The sequence below is a fragment of the Microcella daejeonensis genome, assembly GCF_026625045.1.
GTDB lineage: Bacteria > Actinomycetota > Actinomycetes > Actinomycetales > Microbacteriaceae > Microcella > Microcella daejeonensis.
The window spans coordinates 1574387-1592908 of record NZ_CP113089.1; the positions used below are offsets into that span (position 1 = coordinate 1574387).

Consider the following 18522-nt stretch of genomic DNA (forward strand, 5'->3'; position numbering starts at 1 on the left):
TTCGTGGCGACCGCAGCATCGGTCGCCGCCGTCGCCGTCACGCTCGCGGGTTGCTCGACCCCCGAGGAACCGATCGCGGTCACCCACGTGCACGCGGTCGACATCGACGATCAGCGCGGGGCGATCTACGTCGCGACGCACGAGGGAATCCTCCGGGTGGCCACCGCGGGCGACGGGCCCGAGGCCGCCGCCGCGTCGATGACGCAACCCGACGAGGTCACCCGTCTCGGCGAGTGGATGGGCGACGTGATGGGCATGACCCGTCTCGACGACACTCTCTACATATCGGGGCATCCCGCGCCCGGATCGGACGCGCCTGCGAACATCGGGGTCTACGAGATCGACGTCCGGGGGCGAGAAGTCGAGGCGCTGTCTCTCGAGGGTGAGGTCGACTTCCACAGCATGACTCTCGGCGGTGTCGCTCTGGCGTCGTACGGCCTCGCGGGCATCGACTCGGTGACCGGGAGCGTGATGGTCAGTCGCGATCGCGGGCAGACCTGGACGCCGGGCGCCGCGATCGCCGCCCGGGCCCTCAGCTGGGATGCCCGGGCGGAGCAGCTCTTCGCGACGACCGAGCAGGGGCTGCAGGTCAGCACCGACGACGGGAAGACGTTCGCCCTGGTCGACGGCGCGCCGTCTCTCCTGCTCGTCGCTTCGAGCCCGACGGGAACGGCGGAGCCGCTCCTCGCCGGGATCGACGTGGACGGCGTCGTCCACACCAGTCCCGACGGGATCACGTGGACCGCAGTCGGCGCCGCCCCGTCCGGAGCGGACGCCTTGTCCGTCAGCAGCCGAGGCGTCCTTGTCACGGCGGGAGTGGAAGGTGTGCAGCGGTCCGACGACGGCGGAGCGACCTGGAATTCTGTGACGGATTTCTGAGGCGCGATCGGCGCGATCGCCGCATCCGCGCGGGAGCACCCCGGTCGAACGACCGGGGTGCTCCCGCGCTCGAATAGATGTCAGAGGCGGCTGACCACGAGATACCGCTCGTCCGAGATCGGCCCGCCCCAGAGCGAGGCGTCGTCCAGCAGGCGCAGCTCGGCCTCGAGCCGTCGCTCGCGGACGAGCTCGACGCACTCCGCGGCACTGAGCCCCGCGCCCGTGTGCCACCGCCCCTCCACGAGGATCAGCATGCCGCGCGGCACGAGCAGGTCGGTCCAGCGCTGCAGCGCGGCGGCGGGATCGGGCATCGCCCAGAGCACGTGCCGCGAGAGCACGACGTCGAACGCCGACGCGGGCAGCGGCGGCTCGGCCGCGTCGGCCACGACGAACTGCGGGCTCGGCATCGTTCCGGCGTTCTTCTCCCGAGCCCGGCGGATCATCTCGGGGGAGAGGTCGACTCCCGTGACGACGTGCGCGCTCTCCTCCGCGAGCAGCCGCGAGAGCGTGCCCGTGCCGCACCCGAGGTCGGCGATGCGCAGCCCGCGGTCCGGCAGCAGGGGCAGGAGAAGCTCCGTCCACGCCCTCCGCACCGCCGGGTCGCGCAGGCCGTGATCGGCCGCGTCATCGAAGGTCTCGGCCTCGGCATCCCACAGGGCCCGCTGCTCCTCGCTCATGCGGCCATGCTCTCATCGCGCCCGCGAGGAGCGGCAGGTGCGCCGCCGCCGCATCCGTGATGGGCTGGATGCCCGCCCCGCGCATCCCGTCAGGAGCACCCGTGACCGCACCGACCCTGCAGCCCGACCTGCCGCTCGTCGAGGTGGCGTCGCGCGCCGAGTGGCGCGCCTGGCTCGCCGCGAACGCCGCGAGCTCGCGCGGGGTGTGGGCGGTGACGGTGAAGAAGCCGCACGTGCCCGAGGGCGGTGAGTACGTCAGCGCGCGGGATCTCAACGAGGAGTGCCTCTGCGTCGGGTGGATCGACTCGAAGCCGGGGAGGGTCGATGAGCGGCGCACCGCGCTGCTCTGCACCCCGCGAAAGCCCGGCAGCGGCTGGTCGAGGGTCAACAAGGATCGCCTCGAGCCGCTTCTGGCGCAGGGGCTCGTGACGCCGGCGGGGCTCGCCGTCATCGCGCAGGCGAAGGCCGACGGCTCGTGGGGGAGGCTCGACGAGGTCGACGCGCTGCTCGTGCCCGACGACCTCGCCGAGGCGCTCGCAGGGTACCCGAGCGCGCGGGCGACCTTCGACGCGTTCCCGCCCTCGGCCCGGCGCGGCATCCTCGAGTGGATCGCGCAGGCGAAGCGCCCGGCGACGCGGGCGCAGCGCGTCGCGCGCACCGCCGAGGAGGCGGAGCGGGGCATCCGCACCCTGCAGTGGAGCCGCAGGGAGACGTGACGGGCGCGCGGGCGCTCCGGTCGGCGGCGACCGGGGACGGCCGGCGGCCGCGGGCGTACGCTCGACCCGCATGAGGGCATCCCGCATCGCACTCGCCGCCGTCGCACTCGCTCCGCCGCTGGTCTGGGCCGCCGCGCACGCGAGCTCGCGCCCGGTGCGCCGGTGGAGGCCGGGTGCCGGCGCGCGCTCGAGCGTCGCGGGGCTCGGCGTGCGGCGCTTCGGGGGAGGGGAGCCGGTCGTCGTCCTGCTCTCGGCGCTCGCCTCGAGCGAGCGCATGTGGGGCGCCGAGTTCGACGTCCTCGGTCGTCACGCGACGGTCGTCGCGATCGATCCGATCGGTTTCGGGGGGTCGATGCGCAGTCCGCTGCTCGAGGGGCCGCTCGATGCCGCAGCGCACGTCGACGCGGTGCTCGCCGTGCTGCGCGAGCTCGGGCTGGATGCCCGACCGACCGTCGTCGTCGGGCACTCGATGGGGGCATCCCTCGCCCTGCGGGTCGCGGCCCGCATGCCCGCCGCGCGCGCCGTCGTCGCCTTCGGCGCGCCGCTCTTCCGCACGGCGGCGGAGGCCGATGATCGCGTGCGGCGCATGGGCTGGTTCGAGGCGCTGCTCGCGCAGGGGCCGCTCGCCGAGCGCGTCTGCCGGTGGATGTGCCGTCACCGCGGCCTCGCCGAGGCGCTCACCGTGGCCGCGAACCCCCGTCTGCCGGTCGCCGTCGCCCGCGACGCCATGCGGCACACCTGGCGGGGCTACCTCGCCGGCTTCGACGCGCTCGTGCGCGACGACGGGTGGCGGGATGCCCTGCGCGCGCTCGACGAGCGCGGGGTGCCCGTGTGGCTCGTCGACGGCGTCGACGACCCGGTTCCGGTGCCGGGCCGCCCGGCGGAGCTGGCCGCGGCCTCGACGACCGTGACGGCGGCGCAGCTGCCGGGCGGTCACCAGCTGCCCCTCGGCGACCCGATGGGCTGCGCCTCGATCGTCCTCGGCGTGCTCAGCGTCCCCGGTGTTCTCAGCGGGTACTCGCGCGCATCGGACGGATATGGCAAGATACCCCCGGGAGGTATTCGATCATGATGACGCGCATGGCCGTGCTGCTGCTCATCGCAGCGCTCGCCGTCGTGGGCATCGTCATGAGCTCGCACAGCGCCATGCCCGCGGGGCACGCGTCGGTCGCCTCCTCCGCTCCCGTTCTCGCGCAGGATCCGGGGCACGAGCACTCCTCCGCCTCGAGCGCGACCGCGATGCCGGACGCGCCGCTCGATCCGACGGCCGAGCCCTGCGCCCCATGCGGCGGCGATCACACGGGCATGCTCCTCGCTTGCGCCATGCTCGCGCTCCTGCTCATCACCGGCGTCCTGCTGCCGCTGGTGGCCGTCCGGCACGGGATCCGGGCACCGGGCGTCGTCGCTCGCGGTGCGGCGCCGCGCCGCGTCGCCCCGCCCCAGCCGCCCGACCTCGCGCAGCTCTGCATCAGTCGGCAGTGATCGGCCGCCCGGCGACGACATCCGTCGTCGCCCCGCGCGACCCCACGAACCCTGATGACGAGAGAAGCAGAATCATGAAGACGACGACGACGATCGCTCGCGCACTCACCACCGGTGCGCTCGCCCTGACCACCGCGCTGGCCCTGACGGCCTGCGCCGCCCCTGCCGAGCCCTCCGCGGATTCCGGCGCGAACCGTGCGGACGTGATGTTCGTGCAGATGATGATCCCGCACCATGAGGGAGCCATCGAGATGAGCGACGTCCTGCTCGACAAGTCGGGGGTCGACCCCGACGTGTCGCAGCTGGCGGAGCGCATCAAGGCCGCCCAGGCCCCCGAGATCGAGCAGATGGAGGCATGGCTCGACGACTGGGGCATGGGCTCGATGGGCGGCATGGGCCACGGCGGGATGGACGGCATGGGCGCCGACGACGAGGCCGAGCTGGAGGCCGCGAGCGGCGCCGAGGCGGGCGAGGTGTTCCTCGAGCAGATGATCGTGCACCACGAGGGCGCGATCGACATGGCCGAGGACGTGCTCGACGACGGCGAGCACCCGGGTGTGCGCGATCTGGCCGAGAGCATCATCGAGAGCCAGGCCGAGGAGATCGAGCTCATGCGCTCGATGCTCGAGTCCTGACCCCGGGCGCCCCGACCTCGTCGTCGGGGCACGACCTCCCGATGCCCCCGGTTCGCCGCCCTCGCGCGCGGCGGGCCGGGGGCATCCCGCATCGCCCTGGCACCATGGCGGCATGACCGTCGCCCGCATCGCCATCCTGTTCGTTCTCGCCGCCGCGGCGGAGATCGGCGGTGCCTGGCTCGTCTGGCAGGCGGTGCGCGAGTCGAAGCCCTGGTGGTTCGCCGGTCTCGGCGTCGTGCTGCTCGGCGCCTACGGGTTCATCGCCGCGCTGCAGCCGGACGCGAACTTCGGGCGCGTGCTCGCTGCCTACGGCGGCATCTTCATCGCCGGCTCGCTCGCGTGGGGCGTCATCGTCGACGGCTTCACCCCGACCCGATGGGATTACATCGGCGCGGCGGTCGCGCTGCTGGGTGCGGCGATCATCATCGGCGCGCCGACCGCGAGCTCGACGCCGCAGGACTAGCGGCGGCGCAGCGGGCGCCCCACCCGGTGCCCGGCCGGTGCCCCGGCGCGCTCAGGAGGCGTCGCGCTGGAAGCGGGTCCAGTCGGGCGACTGGTGCCCGAGCAGCAGGGGCAGCGTGAGCGACTTGGAGGTGGCGTGCCACACCCCGGGTCTCTCCTCGTCGGGGGTCAACCCGACCTCGCGCATGATCTCGAGCCGGGGCCCGGAGGGGTCGACGGTCTGGATCGCGAAGCACTCCGCGCCGCCGAGCGAGGCCCAGTCGATCATGGCCCAGGTCGCCTCGACCCCGTAGGTCATGCGGTCGGCCGGATCGTCGGTGAGCACGAGCACGCTCAGCTCGCTGCCCTTGTCGAGGCCGCCCGCCGTGTACCCGAGGTCGATCGTGCCGATGCGCGTGAAGGTGTCGAGCACCGAGATGGTCCATCGGCCGAGCAGCCGTCGCGCCCCGGCCGGCGGCGCGACCGGTCCGGCAGCGTCGTCCGAGAGGCGCCGGAGCACGGTGTGCTGGCACCAGACGGTCTCGGCGATGGTCAACGGCACTCGGTAACCATAGAGCCGCGAGCGGCCAGGGACGGGGTGCTACGACAAACATGGAGCGTGCATCCAGGCCCGTTAGCCTCGACCGCATGGATGCCCCCGCCGTCGTCGCCGTCGCCGTGCTGCTGCTCGGCGCCCTGTTCAACGTCGTCGTCTGGTCGCGGTTCTACCCGCGCATCGCGGCCGACCCGCGCTCCCGTGACGCGAAGGGCGACCGCACCGCCTTCTTCCGCGTGCACGTCGTGCTCATCGCGGTCGCGCTCGTGATCGCGGCGCTCTCCCTCGGAGCGGCCGCCCTGCTGCTGCTCGGCTGAGCGCGGCACGAGGGCCGAGCCGGGCGCTGCGCCCGACCCGACCCCCGCACCCTGCCGGTCAGAGCGCGTCGACCGCCGCGAGGATCTCGGGCGTCTCGGTGCGCTGGGTGTAGTCGGCCTTGATGTCGGCGAAGGCGATGCGACGGTCGGCGTCGACGACGAGCACCGAGGGGTACGGGATGGCCGGGGTGTCGTCGGCGTTGCTGTCCTTCACGGCGAAGCCGAGGGCCGTGTGGGCCTCCTGGGCCGCGCCGCTCGGGGCGGTGACGATGCCGAGGGCGCCGGCGAGGGCGTTGCCCGGGTCGGAGACGACGATGAAGCCGAGCTCGCCGTTCTCGACGGCGGCCTGCGTGCCCTCGGGGGCCTGCGGGCTGATCGCGATGAGACGCACGCCGCGCTCGTCGAGCGCCGGGGCGAGCGTCTGCTGGTAGTGCTTGAGCGTGATGTTGCAGAACGGGCACCAGGCCCCCCGGTAGAAGACGAGCACGGCGGGGCCGGTGCCGAGCAGCGCGCTGAGGTCGTGCGAGGCGCCGTCGGCGTCGAGCACGGTGGCGGCGGGCAGGGCCGTGCCGACGGTGGCGGCGCCCGCCGGCACCCCGGCCGCGCGCAGGTCGCTCTGCTCGCCGTCGAAGACGGCCGTGAGCTCGGGGCCGATCGCGCCGGTGAAGCCGGGCACGAACTCGGCGATCTCGTCGGCGATGGTCGTGCTGATGGTGGTGGTGCTCGAGGTCATGGTCGCTCCTGTCGGTGTCGGATGCGCCCCGGGAGTCGATCGGGTGAGGCGGGTTCCCCCGACGCTACGGAGCGTTCGGTGCCCGCGCACGCCGGGCTGCCATCGAGCGTCACGGAGCGTCACACCGCGTCATCGTCCACCCAGCTCGCCCTCAGGCGGAGCCCGTCAGCGCTGGTGCTGCACCGCCCGCGCGATGCGGTTGCCCGCCAGCTGCGTCAGCTGCACGATGACGATGAGCGTGAGCACGACGGCGACCATGACGAACCAGTCGAAGCGCTGGTAGCCGTAGGTGAGCGCGAGGCTGCCGAGGCCGCCGGCGCCGACGAGCCCGGCGACGGCCGTCGCGTCGACGAGCGCGACCACGATGTACGTGAGCCCGAGCGTCAGCGGGCCGAGCGATTCGGGGATGACGATCGTGAACAGCGCCCGTGGCGGGGAGGCCCCCATCGCCGCGCCCGCCTCGACCGTGCCGGGATCGACCGCGACGAGGTTCGACTCGGCGATGCGCGCGATCGCGACCGTCGCGACGAGCGCGAGCGCGGGCACGGCGGCGCTCGTGCCGATGCTCGTGCCGATGAGGGCCCGGGTGACCGGGATGAGGGCGATGATGATGATGATGAACGGGATGGGGCGGATCACGTTGATCACGGTGTTGAGCGCCGCGAAGACGAGCCGGTTCTCGAGCAGGTTGCCCGGGCGCGTGGCGTAGAGCAGCACGCCGAGCAGCACGCCGAGGACGGCGGCGATGAGGAACGAGGACGTGATCATCTGCAGCGTCTCGAGCAGGGCCGTGCCGAGCTTCGGGAGCAGGGCATCCAGGTCGATGTCACGCACGGGCGAGCTCCTCGAGTCGGTCGGGCAGCTCGGTGACGGCGGCGGTGAGCGCGATGTCGGAGATCGCGAAATCGATGTCGAGCTCGCTGCCGAGCAGCTCGACGGTGAGGGTGCCGAACAGGCGCGACTGCAGCTCGCTCACGCCGCCGTAGACGACGTTGTAGTCGACGCCGCGCTCGCGCGCGATGCGCGAGAGGAAGGGATCGTTCGACTCGCGGTTCTCGACGTGGATCTGCACGATGCGCCCGCGGTGCACCCGGCGGATGCGCTCGAGCGCGCCCGCGTCGGGCAGGTGGTGCAGCACCGAGGAGACGAAGCGACGCGTCGTGCGGTGCTGCGGGTGCGCGAAGAGGTCGTAGACGCTGCCCTGCTCGACCACGGCGCCCTGCTGCATGACGGCGACGCGGTTCGCGATCTCGCGCACGACCTCCATCTCGTGCGTGACGAGCGCGATCGTCACCCCGTACTCGGCGTTCACCCGGCGCAGCAGCTCGAGCACCTCGCTCGTCGTCTGCGGATCGAGGGCGCTCGTCGCCTCGTCGCTCAGCAGCACATCGGGGCGGTTCGCGAGCGCGCGGGCGATGCCCACGCGCTGCTTCTGCCCGCCCGAGAGCCGAGCGGGGTACTCGAGGGCCTTCTCGGTGAGACCGACGAAGTCGAGCAGCTCCTCGACCCGGTCGAGGATCTGCGCCTTCGGCACCCCGGCCACCCGCAGCGGGTAGGCCACGTTCTGCAGCACGGTGCGCGACTGCAGCAGGTTGAACTGCTGGAAGATCATGCCGATGCGCTGCCGCGCCCGGTGCAGCGGTCGTCCGCGCAGGGCTGAGATCTCGGTGCCGTCGACGACGACCCGGCCCGCCGTGGGGCGCTCGAGGGCGTTGATCGTGCGCAACAGGGTCGACTTGCCGGCGCCGGAGAACCCGACGATGCCGAAGACGTCGCCGCGCTCGATGTCGAGGGTGACGTCGCGCAGGGCGTCGATGCGGCGCGGGCCCTGCGCGTAGCTCTTGGACAGGTTCTCGAACGAGATGGCGGGGGTCACGGGCTACTCGATCCCGCGGGCGAGCTGCTCGAGCTCGGCGAGGCGCTCGCGCAGAGCATCCACCGGCACCTCGACCAGCTGGGTCGTGCCGAAGCTGTCGGCCTCGAGGCCCGCGGCGACGCGCTCGTCCTGGTAGACCTCCTGCAGGATGCCGAACGCCGGGTCGTCGACATCGCCCGCGCGGGCGGCGATCACGTTGACGTACGGCAGCGACGATTCGGCGAGGGCGTCGTCGAGGAACAGGGCGTCGTCGCTGTCGATGCCCTGCGAGGGGTCGAAGTACGAGGTGCCGACGACGATCGCGGCGATGGCCGGGTCGTCGAGCTGCTGCGGGATGGTCACCGCCTGCACCGGCACGAACTCGAGCGCGAGGTCGTTGGCGGTGACGTCGTCGACGGTGGGGTAGCTGCCGGCGTCGTCGGCGAGCTCGATGAGACCGGCGTCCTCGAGGAGGAACAGCGCGCGCCCGCCGTTGGAGGCGTCGTCGGGGATGACGATGCGGTCGCCGGTCTGCAGCCCGTCGAGGTCGTCGATCGAGCTCGAGAAGACGCCCCACTGCGAGATCGTGGTCGAGAAGACCGGGGTGAGGTCGGCGTCGTTGGCCGTGTTGAAGGCGCTGAGGAAGGTGATGTGCTGGAACGCGTTCGCGTCGACCTCGCCCGCGACGAGCGAGGAGTTCGGCAGCACCCAGTCGTTCTCGAAGTTCACCCACTCGACGTCGAGGCCCTTCTCGGCCGCGACGAGCGCGACGGCGTCCTGCAGCTCGCTCTCGCCGCTGCCGGCGATCGTGAGGCTGAGGCGCTCGGCGCCATCGGTCGTTCCGCCCGCGCCGCCCGTCGCGCCGGCCGGGTCGCCCCCGGTGAGGAGCAGCGCGCCGACGACGCCGCCGACGAGCAAGGCGGCGCCGGCGATCGCCCCGCCGGTGATGAGCGCGGTGCGTCGGCGGCGCGTCCGCGCCTCGAGGGCGGCGCGCAGATCGGAGGGCGGGGGGACGGGAGGGGTGCTGGAGGAGGTCATGCGGTCATCGTGGGCGCGGCGCCGAGACGCCCGCCAGTTCGTGGCGCACTGTGACGCGAGGTTTCGTAACAATTGCCCCGGGTGCCGCGCTCGTGTGATCTAGGGGTATGAGCGACTACATCGGCCTCAACCTCTTCGAGATGAACACCGTCGGCCACATCTCCCACGGCCTCTGGGTGCACCCCGAGAACACCCGGCACCGCTACGCCGACCTCGACTTCTGGGTCGAGCAGGCGAAGCTCCTCGAGGAGGGGCTCTTCGACGCCGTCTTCCTCGCCGACGTCATCGGCGCCTACGACGGGTACCGCGGCGGGCCCGAGACGGCCATCCGCGAGGCCGTGCAGATCCCGAGCAACGACCCGCTGCTGGTCATCCCGGCCATGGCGGCCGCGACCACGCACCTGGCCTTCGCGGCGACGTTCAGCACGACCTACGAGCCCCCGTTCGCGTTCGCGCGCCGGGCATCCACCCTCGATCACCTCACCAAGGGCCGCTTCGGCTGGAACGTCGTCACCTCGTACCTGCCGAACGCCGCCCGCAACTTCGGCCTCGACGACGAGATCGGCCACGACGACCGCTACGGCATCGCCGAGGAGTACCTGCAGGTGCTCTACAAGCTGTGGGAGGGCTCGTGGGACGACGACGCGGTCGTCGTCGACCGCGGCCGGCGCGTCTACACCGACCCCGAGAAGGTGCGCGCGATCGACCACGTCGGCGAGCACTTCCGGGTCGCCGGGCCGCACCTGGCCGAGCCGTCGATCCAGCGCACGCCGGTGATCTTCCAGGCCGGCAGCAGCGACCGCGGGCGCGAGTTCGCCGCGCAGCACGCCGAGGGCGTCTTCGTGGGCGGCCGCTCGCTCGAGGTGTACCGCGAGAACGTCGCCGACATCCGCCGTCGGGCCGTCAATCACGGTCGCCGCGCGGACGACGTCAAGACCTATGCGAGCGCCGTCGTCATCGTCGGGCGCGACACCGCCGAGGCGCAGGAGAAGGCCTCGGAGTTCCGGCGGCTGTCGAGCGCCGAGGGCTACCTCGCGCACGCGGGCGGCAGCGGCATCGACCTCGCCGCCTACTCGCGCGAGGCCGTCATCGACGACGTCCTCGCCGCCGAGGCCCGCGCGGGGCGCGACAGCGGGCAGTCGGGGCGACGCTTCCACGCCCCCGGCACGACCGTCGGCGAGGCGCTCGACGCCGTCACCGCCTTCGACCGCAACCCCTTCTTCGTCGCCGGCTCGGCCGTCGAGGTCGCCGACGCGCTCGAGCGCTGGACGGACGAGACCGGGCTCGACGGCTTCAACCTGCGGCAGTTCCTCACGCCCGGCACGGCCGAGGACTTCATCGAGCACGTCGTCCCCGAGCTGCAGCGCCGCGGGCGCTACCGCACGCGGTACGAGGAGTCGACGTTCCGCGAGCGGCTGTTCGGCGCGGGAGCCCGGCGGGTGCCCGAGCGGCACCCCGCCGCGCGGTACCGCGGGGGAGCGAACCTCGGCGGGGCGGGGGCGGACGAGGCCGAGCAGCGCGCGGCGGGGTGAGCGGATCCGGCCCCGATACCCTGGTGGGGTGACCGTCGCCCCGCTCGAGACCGCTGAGATCGTCGGCGTGCGCGCGCAGTTCCCGATCCTGGCGCAGACCGTGAACGGGCATCCCCTCGTCTACCTCGATTCGGCCGCGACGGCCCAGAAGCCCGAGCGCGTCATCGCCGCCGAGGGCGCCTTCTACCGCGAGGCGAACGCCGCCGTGCACCGCGGAGCGCACACCCTCGCCGCCGAGGCCACCGAGCGCTACGAGGATGCCCGCGCCGAGGTCGCCCGCTTCCTCGCCGTCGACGAGAACGAGGTCGTCTTCACCTCCAACGCCACGGAGGGCCTCAACCTCATCGCCTACGCGCTCGGCAACGCGAGCCTCGGCATGGGCGGCGACGCGGCGCGGCCGTTCGCGCTCGGCCCGGGCGACGAGATCGTCACGACCGAGCTCGAGCACCACGCCAACCTCATCCCCTGGCAGGAGCTCGCCGCGCGCACCGGCGCGACGCTGCGCCACATCCCCGTCGACGACGAGGGCCGCCTGAGGGTGGATGCCGCTGCCGCGGTCATCACCGAGCGCACCCGCCTGCTCGCCCTCACCCACGTGTCGAACGTCACCGGCGTCGTCTCCCCGCTCGAGCAGCTCGTGCCCCTCGCGCGGGCGGTCGGTGCGCTCGTCGTGCTCGACGCCTGCCAGTCGGCGCCGCACGGCGTGCTGCATCCGCGGGAGCTCGACGTCGACCTCGCCGTCTTCAGCGGCCACAAGGTCTACGGCCCGACCGGCGTCGGCGTGCTCTACGGGCGCGCCGCCCTCCTCGACGCTCTGCCCCCGTTCCTGTTCGGCGGCTCGATGATCACGACCGTCACGCTCGAGAAGGCCGAGTACCTGCCCGCCCCGCAGCGCTTCGAGCCCGGAACGCCGCGCATCGCCCAGGCCGTCGGGCTCGCCGAGGCGCTGCGCTTCGTCTCGGAGATCGGCATGGACCGCATCGCCGCGACGGAGGAGGCCCTCGGCCGCCGTCTGCTCGCGGGGCTCGCGGGCATCCCGGGCGTGCGGGTGCTCGGCGGCACCGACCCGGCCGGCCGCGTCGGCCTCGCGAGCGTCGTCGTCGACGGCGTGCACGCGCACGACGCCGGGCAGTTCCTCGACGACCGCGGCATCGCCGCCCGCGTCGGCCACCACTGCGCCCAGCCCCTGCACCGCCGCCTCGGCGCCACCGCGAGCCTGCGTCTCAGCTGCGGAGTGCACACGACCGCCGCCGAGATCGACCTCGCGCTCCAGGCGGTCGCCGGCGTGCGCCCCTACTTCGGAGTCGCCGCATGAGCAGCCTCGACCAGCTGTACCAGCAGATCATCCTCGACCACTCGAAGCACCCGCACGGCCGCGGGCTCGAGCCGGGGGAGGAGACCAGCCATCAGCGCAACCCGGTCTGCGGCGACGAGATCACGCTCGCGCTGCGGTGGGAGCCGCCGGTCGCGGGGGATGCCGCCGCCGCGGCCGCACCGGGCTCCGACCGTCTCGCGGGCGTGGCCTGGGAGGGCGCCGGCTGCAGCATCTCGCAGGCCAGCGCCTCGCTGCTCGTCACCCTCGTCGAGGAGTCGCGCGAGGAGGGCCCGGTGAGCCCGGCCGATCTCTCGGCGATGATCGAGGAGTTCCGCACCGCGATGCGCTCCCGCGGCACGATCGAGCTCGACGAGGAGCGCTTCGGCGACGCCGCGGCGCTCAGCGGCGTCTCCCGCTACGTCGCGCGGGTCAAGTGCGCGATGCTCGCCTGGGTCGCGGCCGAGGACCTGCTCGCTCGTCGCGCCGCCGGCTGAGGCCGCGCGCCCGCCGCGCGCGGGCTGAGGCCGCGCCGCCGGCCCACGCGCGAACCGCGTCTGGCACGAATTCAGGCGCCGAGCATCCCGAATCGGCGAGTCGCCGCCATGCCGTGGCCGACACGCCGAGTCATGCCTGAATATGCGCCAGCCAGCCAGCCAGCCAGCCAGCCAGCCAGCCAGCCAGCCAGCCGGCCGGCCAGCCAGCCGGCCCGCCGACCAGCAAGCCGGCCGACCAGCCGACCAGCCGGCCAGCCGGGCCGCCTCGCGGCGCGGCTGGCCGCGATCAGGATGCGCGGGCTCGAGCTCGGCGTGTCGCCGCAGGGGCAGGGCCGACGCGCCAGGCGGCTCCTGATCGCGGGCACCGAGCGGGTCGACGACGACTCGTCACCCCGCCGGTCGACCGGCGTCAGGCCGCGGGCGCCTCGGGGTCGACGGCCTCGAGCACGAAGATCGGGATGAGCCGGTCGGTCTTCTGCTGGTACGAGTCGTAGTCGGGCCACACCGCGCAGGCGCGCTGCCACCAGGCGGCGCGGTCGGGGTCGTCGGCGCCGAGCTCGCGGGCGCGGTAGTCGCGCTTCTCGGCGCCGTCCTGCAGCTCGCAGTGCGGGTGCTCGACGAGGTTCGCGTACCAGGCGGGGTTCTCGGGGGCGCCGCCCTTGGAGGCGACGACGAGGTAGTCGCCCTCGTGCTCGACGCGCATCAGAGCGGTCTTGCGCAGCTTCCCGCTCGCGGCGCCGACGGTGGTCAGCACGATGATGGGAACGCCCCGCATCGTGTTCGCCTCCTGCCCGTTCGTGCGCTCGAAGGTCTCGGCCTGCTCGCGCGCCCACTCGGATGTGCTCGGTGCGTACTCCCCGGTCAATGGCATGCCAGAAGGGTAGCGAGGATGCTCGCGCACGGTCTTGGCGTGTCGCGGCACCCCCGCCTACCATCGAGACATTCGAACACACGTTCGATCATCACCGCTCTTCATCCGCTCATCGCACCCCCGACGTCGGCCGGCCGTCGAGACAGGAGGAACCGTGTTCGCCGCTCGCCCCGCGACCGCTGCCCGCCCCACCGCCGCCCGCCCCGCGGATCCCGCGGCGCACCCCGGCCCCTCCGGCGCGCGCCCTGCGCCGCAGCCCGCCGTGCTCTGGACCGACGCCGGGGGCCTGCCGCTGCGCCTCGTCGTGGGCGGCGAGCGCTGGCGCGTCTCCGATCGCCCGACCGTGATCACCGAGCCCGTCTCCTGGTGGTCGCGCCTCGACCCCGACGCGACCGCGATCGGCTCCGCGCCGCGCACCGCCTGCGGCTGGCGGTTCCAGGCCACGACCGAGGACGGCCGCAGCTGCGTCTTCGACGTGCGCGACGGCGGGGATTCCGCCCGCTGGCTCGTCGTGAAGGTCTACGAGTAGGGGAGAGGCACGCCTAGCGCCGCTCGATGAGGTGCGCGAGCTCGGCGATGAAGCCGTCGAACCCCTCGGAGGTGCGCACGAGCTCGGTGACGTCGCGGCGCGAGGCGAAGACGTCGACGAACTGGTCGAACAGGGGCTGGAAGCGCGCCCGGCCCTCCGCGCTGAACGCGATGAGGGCGACGACCGAGACTCGGGCATCCCCCCATTGCACGGGCGCGGGGCAGAGGGCCACGGCGATCGCGGTGCGCGCGGCCGTGAGGCCCATGGCGTGCGGCATGGCGAGCGTCTCGGTGAAGGCGGTCGACGACATGCGCTCGCGCTCGATGGCGCCCTCGACGTACTCCTGCCCGACGGCGCCCGAGGCGATCATCGCCTCGCCGAGCGCGCGGATGATCGACTCGGGGTCGTCGCCCGGGGCCTCGGCGAAGAACAGCTCGCGGTCGAAGTACTCCAGCAGCTCGTCGGTGATGCGCGCGCGACGCCGGTGGCGGCGCACGCGCGAGATCGCGGCGCGGATGGCGTCGATGTCGTCGTCGGTGAGGAACGGCTGCACGATCACGACGCCCTCGCGCGGCACGGGCATCGGGATGGTCGAGATGACGAGGTCGCTCGTGAGCTCGCGCGGGTCGACGTCGGTACGCGTGACGACGAACTCGATCGACAGGTCGGCGCCGAGCTCGCGCTCGATGCGCGTGCGCAGGATGGCGTGCAGGTCGTAGTAGCTGGGGCACACGATCGTGCCGGTGACGCGCTCCTCGCGGCGCGACATGCGCTCGAGGTGCGAGCCGAGGTGCAGGGCGATGTACGAGATCTCGTCGTCGTCGACCTGGATGCTGCGCTCGCGCTGCACGATCGAGGCGATGAACACGGCGATGTCGAAGATCAGCGGGTACGAGCTCTTGATGGATCGGGTGAGCGGGTTGCGGGTGTGGGCGTTCTCGCGGGCGCGCGAGACGAGGTTGCCCAGGTGGATGGCGAGCCGGGCGATGAAGGCGTCGTCGCGGAAGTCGACGAGGTACTCCTCGGCGACGAGGTCGACGATGCGCCGCACCGTCGCAAGGTCGTCGGCGTCGACGGTCGGCGCGCTGCCCGCATCGGCCCCGGGCGCGATGACGCGCGTCGTCAGCAGGCGCGCGAGGTAGTCGACGTCGCCGTCGGTGACCTCGACGGCGAAGTGGTCGGGGATGAGCCGGTGCAGCGCGGCGGCGATCGGGGCGGTCTGCGCGACGGCCGCCGGTCGCGAGCTCGGCGGCAGGTGCTGATCGCGCCGCACGCGGTCGACGGCGATGGCGACGTGCAGGATGACGGCGTCGATGCCGTACTCGTTGATGAAGAAGCCCTCGGCGTCGAGCGCCTCGATGAGCTCGGTCTTGAAGGCGCCGAGCCCCGCGATGCCGAACTCGGCCTCGATCGCGTCGAGCTCGAGCACGCCCTGGGTGCTCTCGCCCTGCAGCAGCCGGCTGAGCAGGCGGCGCTTGGCCGACTCGGTGCCGCTGAGCTCGACGGTGGCGCCGCGACGGCTCAGCACCGCACCGCTCTCCTCCGCGAGCGACTTCACCTTGCGCAGGTCGGTCTCGAGGGTCGACTCGCTGACGAAGAGTCCGTCGGCGAGCCCGTGCACGTCGAGCCCGCCGGGAGCCTCGGTGAGCCGGCGCACGAGGTGGTGCACGCGGGCCTGCGGCGTCTCCGATCCGACTGATCGCCCGCGGCTGCGGGCCGCGAACTCGGCGTAGGCCTCGCGGTTGAGGCGGTAGCCGGAGGTCGAGGCGGTGAGGATGGCGAGGGGATGCGCCGCCGACTTCGCGGCGGCGACGTAGCTGCGCACCGAGCGCGTCGTCACCCCGAGCTGCTCGGCGAGGTCGGTGGCCGTCACCCAGTCGTCCTGCTGCAGCAGCAGCTCGAGCATCCGCTCGTACTTGTCGGCCATCGTCTGGCCACTGTAGACCAGCGCCCGCCCCGGCGACCGGGCTCGCCGCCGTGCTCCGGAGGCGGTCTTCCGCGGGGTGGGAAGGAAGTCTGCTGGAGTGCGCGCGGCGTTGCCGACACGATCGGTAGTGCGGGCGCTCTGCGTCCCGCGCTCCGCCCGCACCGATCTCGACTGCACGACGCTCACGACCGCGAGGAGGCGATCATGACCCGCACGGTGGCCGTCGTCTGCGGTTCCGGGGTGTCGAGCACGTTCCTCGCCCGCGGCCTGCGCTCGCTGCTGTCGGCCCGCGGCCTGTTCTGGCACGTCCTGCCCCTCGCGCTCGACGAGCTCGACGATCGAGCCGATGAGCTCGACGTCGTGCTGCTGGGCCAGCACGTGAGCGCCGAGCTCGCCGCCGTGAGCGCGCTGCTGCCCGGCGCGGTGGTCGTGCCGCTGAGCGTGGGCGGCATCGACGAGCCCGCGGCGCGCGAGGCCCTCGAGCTGCTGCAGGGCATCCCCCCGACCGAAACATCCGGTGACGCCGTCGCCGCATCCGCCCCTCACGAAGGAGACCCCCATGGCTGATCGCACCCTCGCCGTCGCATCCGCGCACGGCCTGCACGCCCGCCCCGCCGCCCTGTTCGTCAAGGCGGCGACCGACTCGGGCGCCTCGGTGCACCTGCGCAAGGGCGAGCGCACGGTCGACGGCAAGAGCATCCTCGGGGTCGTCTCGCTCGGCATCGAGCACGGCGACGAGGTCACCCTCACCGTCGAGGGCGAGAACGACGCGGCCGTGCTCACCGAGCTCGCGGCCTTCCTCGAGCAGGACCACGACGCGTGACCGCTCCCGTGAGCGCCCCCGCCCTGCTGCGCGGCACCGGCATCGGCCGCGGCACCGCCGTCGGCCCCGTGCTGCGCATGCCCGACCCCGTGCCCGACCCGACCGACACGCCCCGCACGCGCACCGCCGAGGAGGAGACGGCGCGCGCGACCGAGGCCCTCACCGCCACGGCGACGCAGCTGCGCGAGCGCGGGCAGGCCGCGGGCGGCACGGCGGCCGAGGTGCTCGACGCGCTCGCCATGATGGCCGAGGACCCGTCGCTCGCGACCGACGTGCAGCAGCGGATCGAGAAGGGCGCGACCGCCGAGTTCGCCATCTTCGCGGCGATGGATGCTTTCCGCGAGCTGCTCGCCGGCATGGGCGGGTATCTCGGCGAGCGCGCCGGCGACCTCGGCGACGTGGCGAGGCGCGCGATCGCGCGCCTGCAGGGGCTGCCCGCTCCCGGCGTGCCCGAGTCGGAGCATCCCTTCATCCTCGTCGCCCGCGACCTCGCCCCCGCCGACACCGCCACGCTCGACCTCGACCACGTGCTCGCGCTCGTCACCACCGAGGGCGGCCCCACCTCGCACACGGCGATCCTCGCCCGCGAGAAGGGCATCACCGCGATCGTCGGAGCGCTGCAGGCCGCCGAGCTGAACGACGGCGACCTCGTGCTCGTCGACGCCGAGAACGGCACGATCGAGCTCGATCCGCCGCAGGAGCGCATCGACCTCGCCGTGCAGCGCACCGCGACGCTGCAGGCGATCCGCGCCGCGAGCTCGGGGCCCGGTCACCTCGCCGACGGTCACGCCGTGCCGCTGCTCGCCAACATCGGCTCGCCCGAATCGGCCCGCGAGGCCGCTGCCCGCGGCGCCGAGGGCGTCGGGCTCTTCCGCACCGAGGTCCTCTTCCTCGGCGCCGAGAAGGCCCCCTCCGTCGAGGAGCAGGCGGCCACGTATCGCGAGGTGTTCGCGAACTTCCCCCGCCAGAAGGTCGTCGTGCGCGTGCTCGACGCCGGTGCCGACAAGCCGCTGGCCTTCCTCACCGACGCGGGCGAGGAGAACCCCGCGCTCGGCCGCCGCGGCCTGCGGGCGCTCGCCGCCCACGAGGAGGTGCTGCGCGACCAGCTGACCGCGCTCGCGCAGGCCGCCGAGGGCGGCGAGGCCGAGGTGCAGGTCATGGCCCCGATGGTCTCGACGGCGCAGGAGGCGCGCTACTTCCGCGACCTCGCGCACGAGCTGGGCATCCGCGTCGCCGGCGTCATGGTCGAGGTGCCCTCGTGCGCGATCATGGCCGACCACGTCGTGCCGAACGCTGACTTCGTCTCGATCGGCACGAACGACCTGACGCAGTACGTCTTCGCCGCCGACCGCCTGCTCGGCAGCGTCGCGGGCTTCCAGAACCCCTGGCACCCCGCGGTGCTGCGGCTCATCCAGCAGGTGGGCGTCGCGGGCGCCGAGCACGGCGTGCCGGTGGGCATCTGCGGCGAGGCCGCGGCCGACCCGCTGCTCGCCGTCGTGCTCGTGGGCCTCGGCGCGACCACGCTCTCGATGTCGTCGACCTCGATCGCCGACGTACGCGCCGAGATCGCGCAGTACACCCTCGACGAGGCCCGCGCCCTGGCGGCGATCGCCGTCGCGGCCGACAGCGCCGAGGCCGCGCGCGACGCCGTCGCGGCGGCCGCCGACGAGCTCGATCCGGTCGAGGCCCCCTGACCCTCGAC

Annotated in this window: 22 protein-coding genes; 14 read left to right on the forward strand and 8 right to left on the reverse strand. The window is 73.3% G+C overall.

The window, feature by feature from the left end; all coding sequences use genetic code 11:
• Positions 1–3: 3 nt before the first annotated feature.
• Positions 4–879, forward strand: coding sequence for a WD40/YVTN/BNR-like repeat-containing protein (locus OVN18_RS07680; protein WP_267780121.1), 876 nt, complete (start codon positions 4–6; stop codon positions 877–879).
• Positions 880–959: 80 nt separating this feature from the next.
• On the opposite strand, the gene OVN18_RS07685 is transcribed toward OVN18_RS07680, so the two are convergent.
• Positions 960–1556 carry a class I SAM-dependent methyltransferase gene (locus OVN18_RS07685; RefSeq protein ID WP_267780122.1) on the reverse strand — a complete coding sequence of 199 codons (597 nt, stop codon included), beginning with the start codon at positions 1554–1556 and terminating at the stop codon, positions 960–962.
• A gap of 101 nt (positions 1557–1657) precedes the next feature.
• Between OVN18_RS07685 and OVN18_RS07690 the strand changes: the two genes are divergently transcribed.
• The 5 genes from OVN18_RS07690 to OVN18_RS07710 all read left to right on the forward strand — a co-directional run bounded on the left by OVN18_RS07690 (position 1658) and on the right by OVN18_RS07710 (position 4852).
• Entirely contained in the window at positions 1658–2272 is a 615-nt protein-coding gene (locus tag OVN18_RS07690) for a YdeI/OmpD-associated family protein (protein WP_267780123.1), read from the forward strand.
• Between the two features lie 70 nt (positions 2273–2342).
• Complete coding sequence (locus OVN18_RS07695; protein WP_267780124.1) at positions 2343–3344, forward strand: alpha/beta fold hydrolase; 1002 nt, start codon at positions 2343–2345, stop codon at positions 3342–3344.
• Positions 3341–3754, forward strand: coding sequence for a hypothetical protein (locus OVN18_RS07700; RefSeq protein ID WP_267780126.1), 414 nt, complete (start codon positions 3341–3343; stop codon positions 3752–3754). The genes OVN18_RS07695 and OVN18_RS07700 overlap by 4 nt, the downstream gene beginning before the upstream one ends.
• Positions 3755–3828: 74 nt before the next feature.
• Entirely contained in the window at positions 3829–4389 is a 561-nt protein-coding gene (locus OVN18_RS07705) for a DUF305 domain-containing protein (protein ID WP_267780127.1), read from the forward strand.
• A 112-nt stretch (positions 4390–4501) separates the two neighbouring features.
• Positions 4502–4852: a YnfA family protein gene (locus OVN18_RS07710; RefSeq protein WP_267739104.1), complete on the forward strand. Its 351-nt coding sequence runs from the start codon at positions 4502–4504 to the stop codon at positions 4850–4852.
• A gap of 51 nt (positions 4853–4903) precedes the next feature.
• Here OVN18_RS07710 and OVN18_RS07715 read toward each other — a convergent pair whose 3' ends face one another.
• The gene (locus tag OVN18_RS07715) at positions 4904–5392 is read right to left on the reverse strand and encodes a hypothetical protein (RefSeq protein ID WP_267739105.1); all 489 of its coding nucleotides are present in this window, start codon (positions 5390–5392) and stop codon (positions 4904–4906) included.
• A gap of 86 nt (positions 5393–5478) precedes the next feature.
• On the opposite strand from OVN18_RS07715, the gene OVN18_RS07720 reads away from it, so the two are divergent.
• Positions 5479–5703 (forward strand): SCO4848 family membrane protein, encoded by a 225-nt coding sequence (locus tag OVN18_RS07720; protein ID WP_267780128.1) that lies wholly within the window; start codon positions 5479–5481, stop codon positions 5701–5703.
• Positions 5704–5761: 58 nt separating this feature from the next.
• On the opposite strand, the gene OVN18_RS07725 is transcribed toward OVN18_RS07720, so the two are convergent.
• From OVN18_RS07725 to OVN18_RS07740, 4 genes are all read right to left on the reverse strand, one after another.
• Positions 5762–6436: a peroxiredoxin-like family protein gene (locus tag OVN18_RS07725; protein ID WP_267780129.1), complete on the reverse strand. Its 675-nt coding sequence runs from the start codon at positions 6434–6436 to the stop codon at positions 5762–5764.
• A 165-nt stretch (positions 6437–6601) separates the two neighbouring features.
• Positions 6602–7270 carry an ABC transporter permease subunit gene (locus OVN18_RS07730; protein ID WP_267780131.1) on the reverse strand — a complete coding sequence of 223 codons (669 nt, stop codon included), beginning with the start codon at positions 7268–7270 and terminating at the stop codon, positions 6602–6604.
• Positions 7263–8312: a methionine ABC transporter ATP-binding protein gene (locus tag OVN18_RS07735; RefSeq protein WP_267780132.1), complete on the reverse strand. Its 1050-nt coding sequence runs from the start codon at positions 8310–8312 to the stop codon at positions 7263–7265. The genes OVN18_RS07730 and OVN18_RS07735 overlap by 8 nt, the downstream gene beginning before the upstream one ends.
• 3 nt (positions 8313–8315) lie before the next feature.
• Positions 8316–9329: a MetQ/NlpA family ABC transporter substrate-binding protein gene (locus OVN18_RS07740; RefSeq protein WP_267780133.1), complete on the reverse strand. Its 1014-nt coding sequence runs from the start codon at positions 9327–9329 to the stop codon at positions 8316–8318.
• Between the two features lie 107 nt (positions 9330–9436).
• On the opposite strand from OVN18_RS07740, the gene OVN18_RS07745 reads away from it, so the two are divergent.
• Genes OVN18_RS07745 through sufU form a run of 3 tightly spaced genes read left to right on the forward strand, consistent with a single transcriptional unit; the run spans position 9437 to position 12670 of the window.
• Complete coding sequence (locus OVN18_RS07745) at positions 9437–10861, forward strand: LLM class flavin-dependent oxidoreductase (RefSeq protein ID WP_267780135.1); 1425 nt, start codon at positions 9437–9439, stop codon at positions 10859–10861.
• Positions 10862–10889: 28 nt separating this feature from the next.
• A complete protein-coding gene (locus OVN18_RS07750; protein WP_267780136.1) occupies positions 10890–12176 on the forward strand; it encodes a SufS family cysteine desulfurase in 1287 nt (428 codons plus the stop codon).
• Positions 12173–12670: a Fe-S cluster assembly sulfur transfer protein SufU gene (gene sufU, locus OVN18_RS07755; RefSeq protein WP_267780137.1), complete on the forward strand. Its 498-nt coding sequence runs from the start codon at positions 12173–12175 to the stop codon at positions 12668–12670. Before OVN18_RS07750 ends, sufU begins: the two co-directional genes overlap by 4 nt.
• A 409-nt stretch (positions 12671–13079) precedes the next feature.
• Here the strand turns inward: sufU and OVN18_RS07760 are convergent, their stop codons facing one another.
• Positions 13080–13541: a nitroreductase family deazaflavin-dependent oxidoreductase gene (locus tag OVN18_RS07760; protein WP_267780138.1), complete on the reverse strand. Its 462-nt coding sequence runs from the start codon at positions 13539–13541 to the stop codon at positions 13080–13082.
• Between the two features lie 154 nt (positions 13542–13695).
• Here OVN18_RS07760 and OVN18_RS07765 point away from each other — a divergent pair, with 154 nt between their 5' ends.
• Entirely contained in the window at positions 13696–14070 is a 375-nt protein-coding gene (locus tag OVN18_RS07765) for a hypothetical protein (RefSeq protein WP_267780139.1), read from the forward strand.
• A 13-nt stretch (positions 14071–14083) separates the two neighbouring features.
• Here OVN18_RS07765 and OVN18_RS07770 read toward each other — a convergent pair whose 3' ends face one another.
• Complete coding sequence (locus OVN18_RS07770) at positions 14084–15997, reverse strand: BglG family transcription antiterminator (RefSeq protein WP_267780140.1); 1914 nt, start codon at positions 15995–15997, stop codon at positions 14084–14086.
• Positions 15998–16201: 204 nt separating this feature from the next.
• On the opposite strand from OVN18_RS07770, the gene OVN18_RS07775 reads away from it, so the two are divergent.
• The 3 genes from OVN18_RS07775 to ptsP all read left to right on the forward strand — a co-directional run bounded on the left by OVN18_RS07775 (position 16202) and on the right by ptsP (position 18514).
• Complete coding sequence (locus tag OVN18_RS07775; protein WP_267739118.1) at positions 16202–16564, forward strand: PTS sugar transporter subunit IIB; 363 nt, start codon at positions 16202–16204, stop codon at positions 16562–16564.
• Positions 16557–16820: an HPr family phosphocarrier protein gene (locus tag OVN18_RS07780; protein ID WP_267739119.1), complete on the forward strand. Its 264-nt coding sequence runs from the start codon at positions 16557–16559 to the stop codon at positions 16818–16820. The genes OVN18_RS07775 and OVN18_RS07780 overlap by 8 nt, the downstream gene beginning before the upstream one ends.
• A 77-nt stretch (positions 16821–16897) precedes the next feature.
• Positions 16898–18514, forward strand: a complete 1617-nt coding sequence (ptsP, locus tag OVN18_RS07785; RefSeq protein WP_267782960.1) for a phosphoenolpyruvate--protein phosphotransferase — start codon at positions 16898–16900, stop codon at positions 18512–18514.
• The last annotated feature ends 8 nt before the right edge of the window (positions 18515–18522 follow it).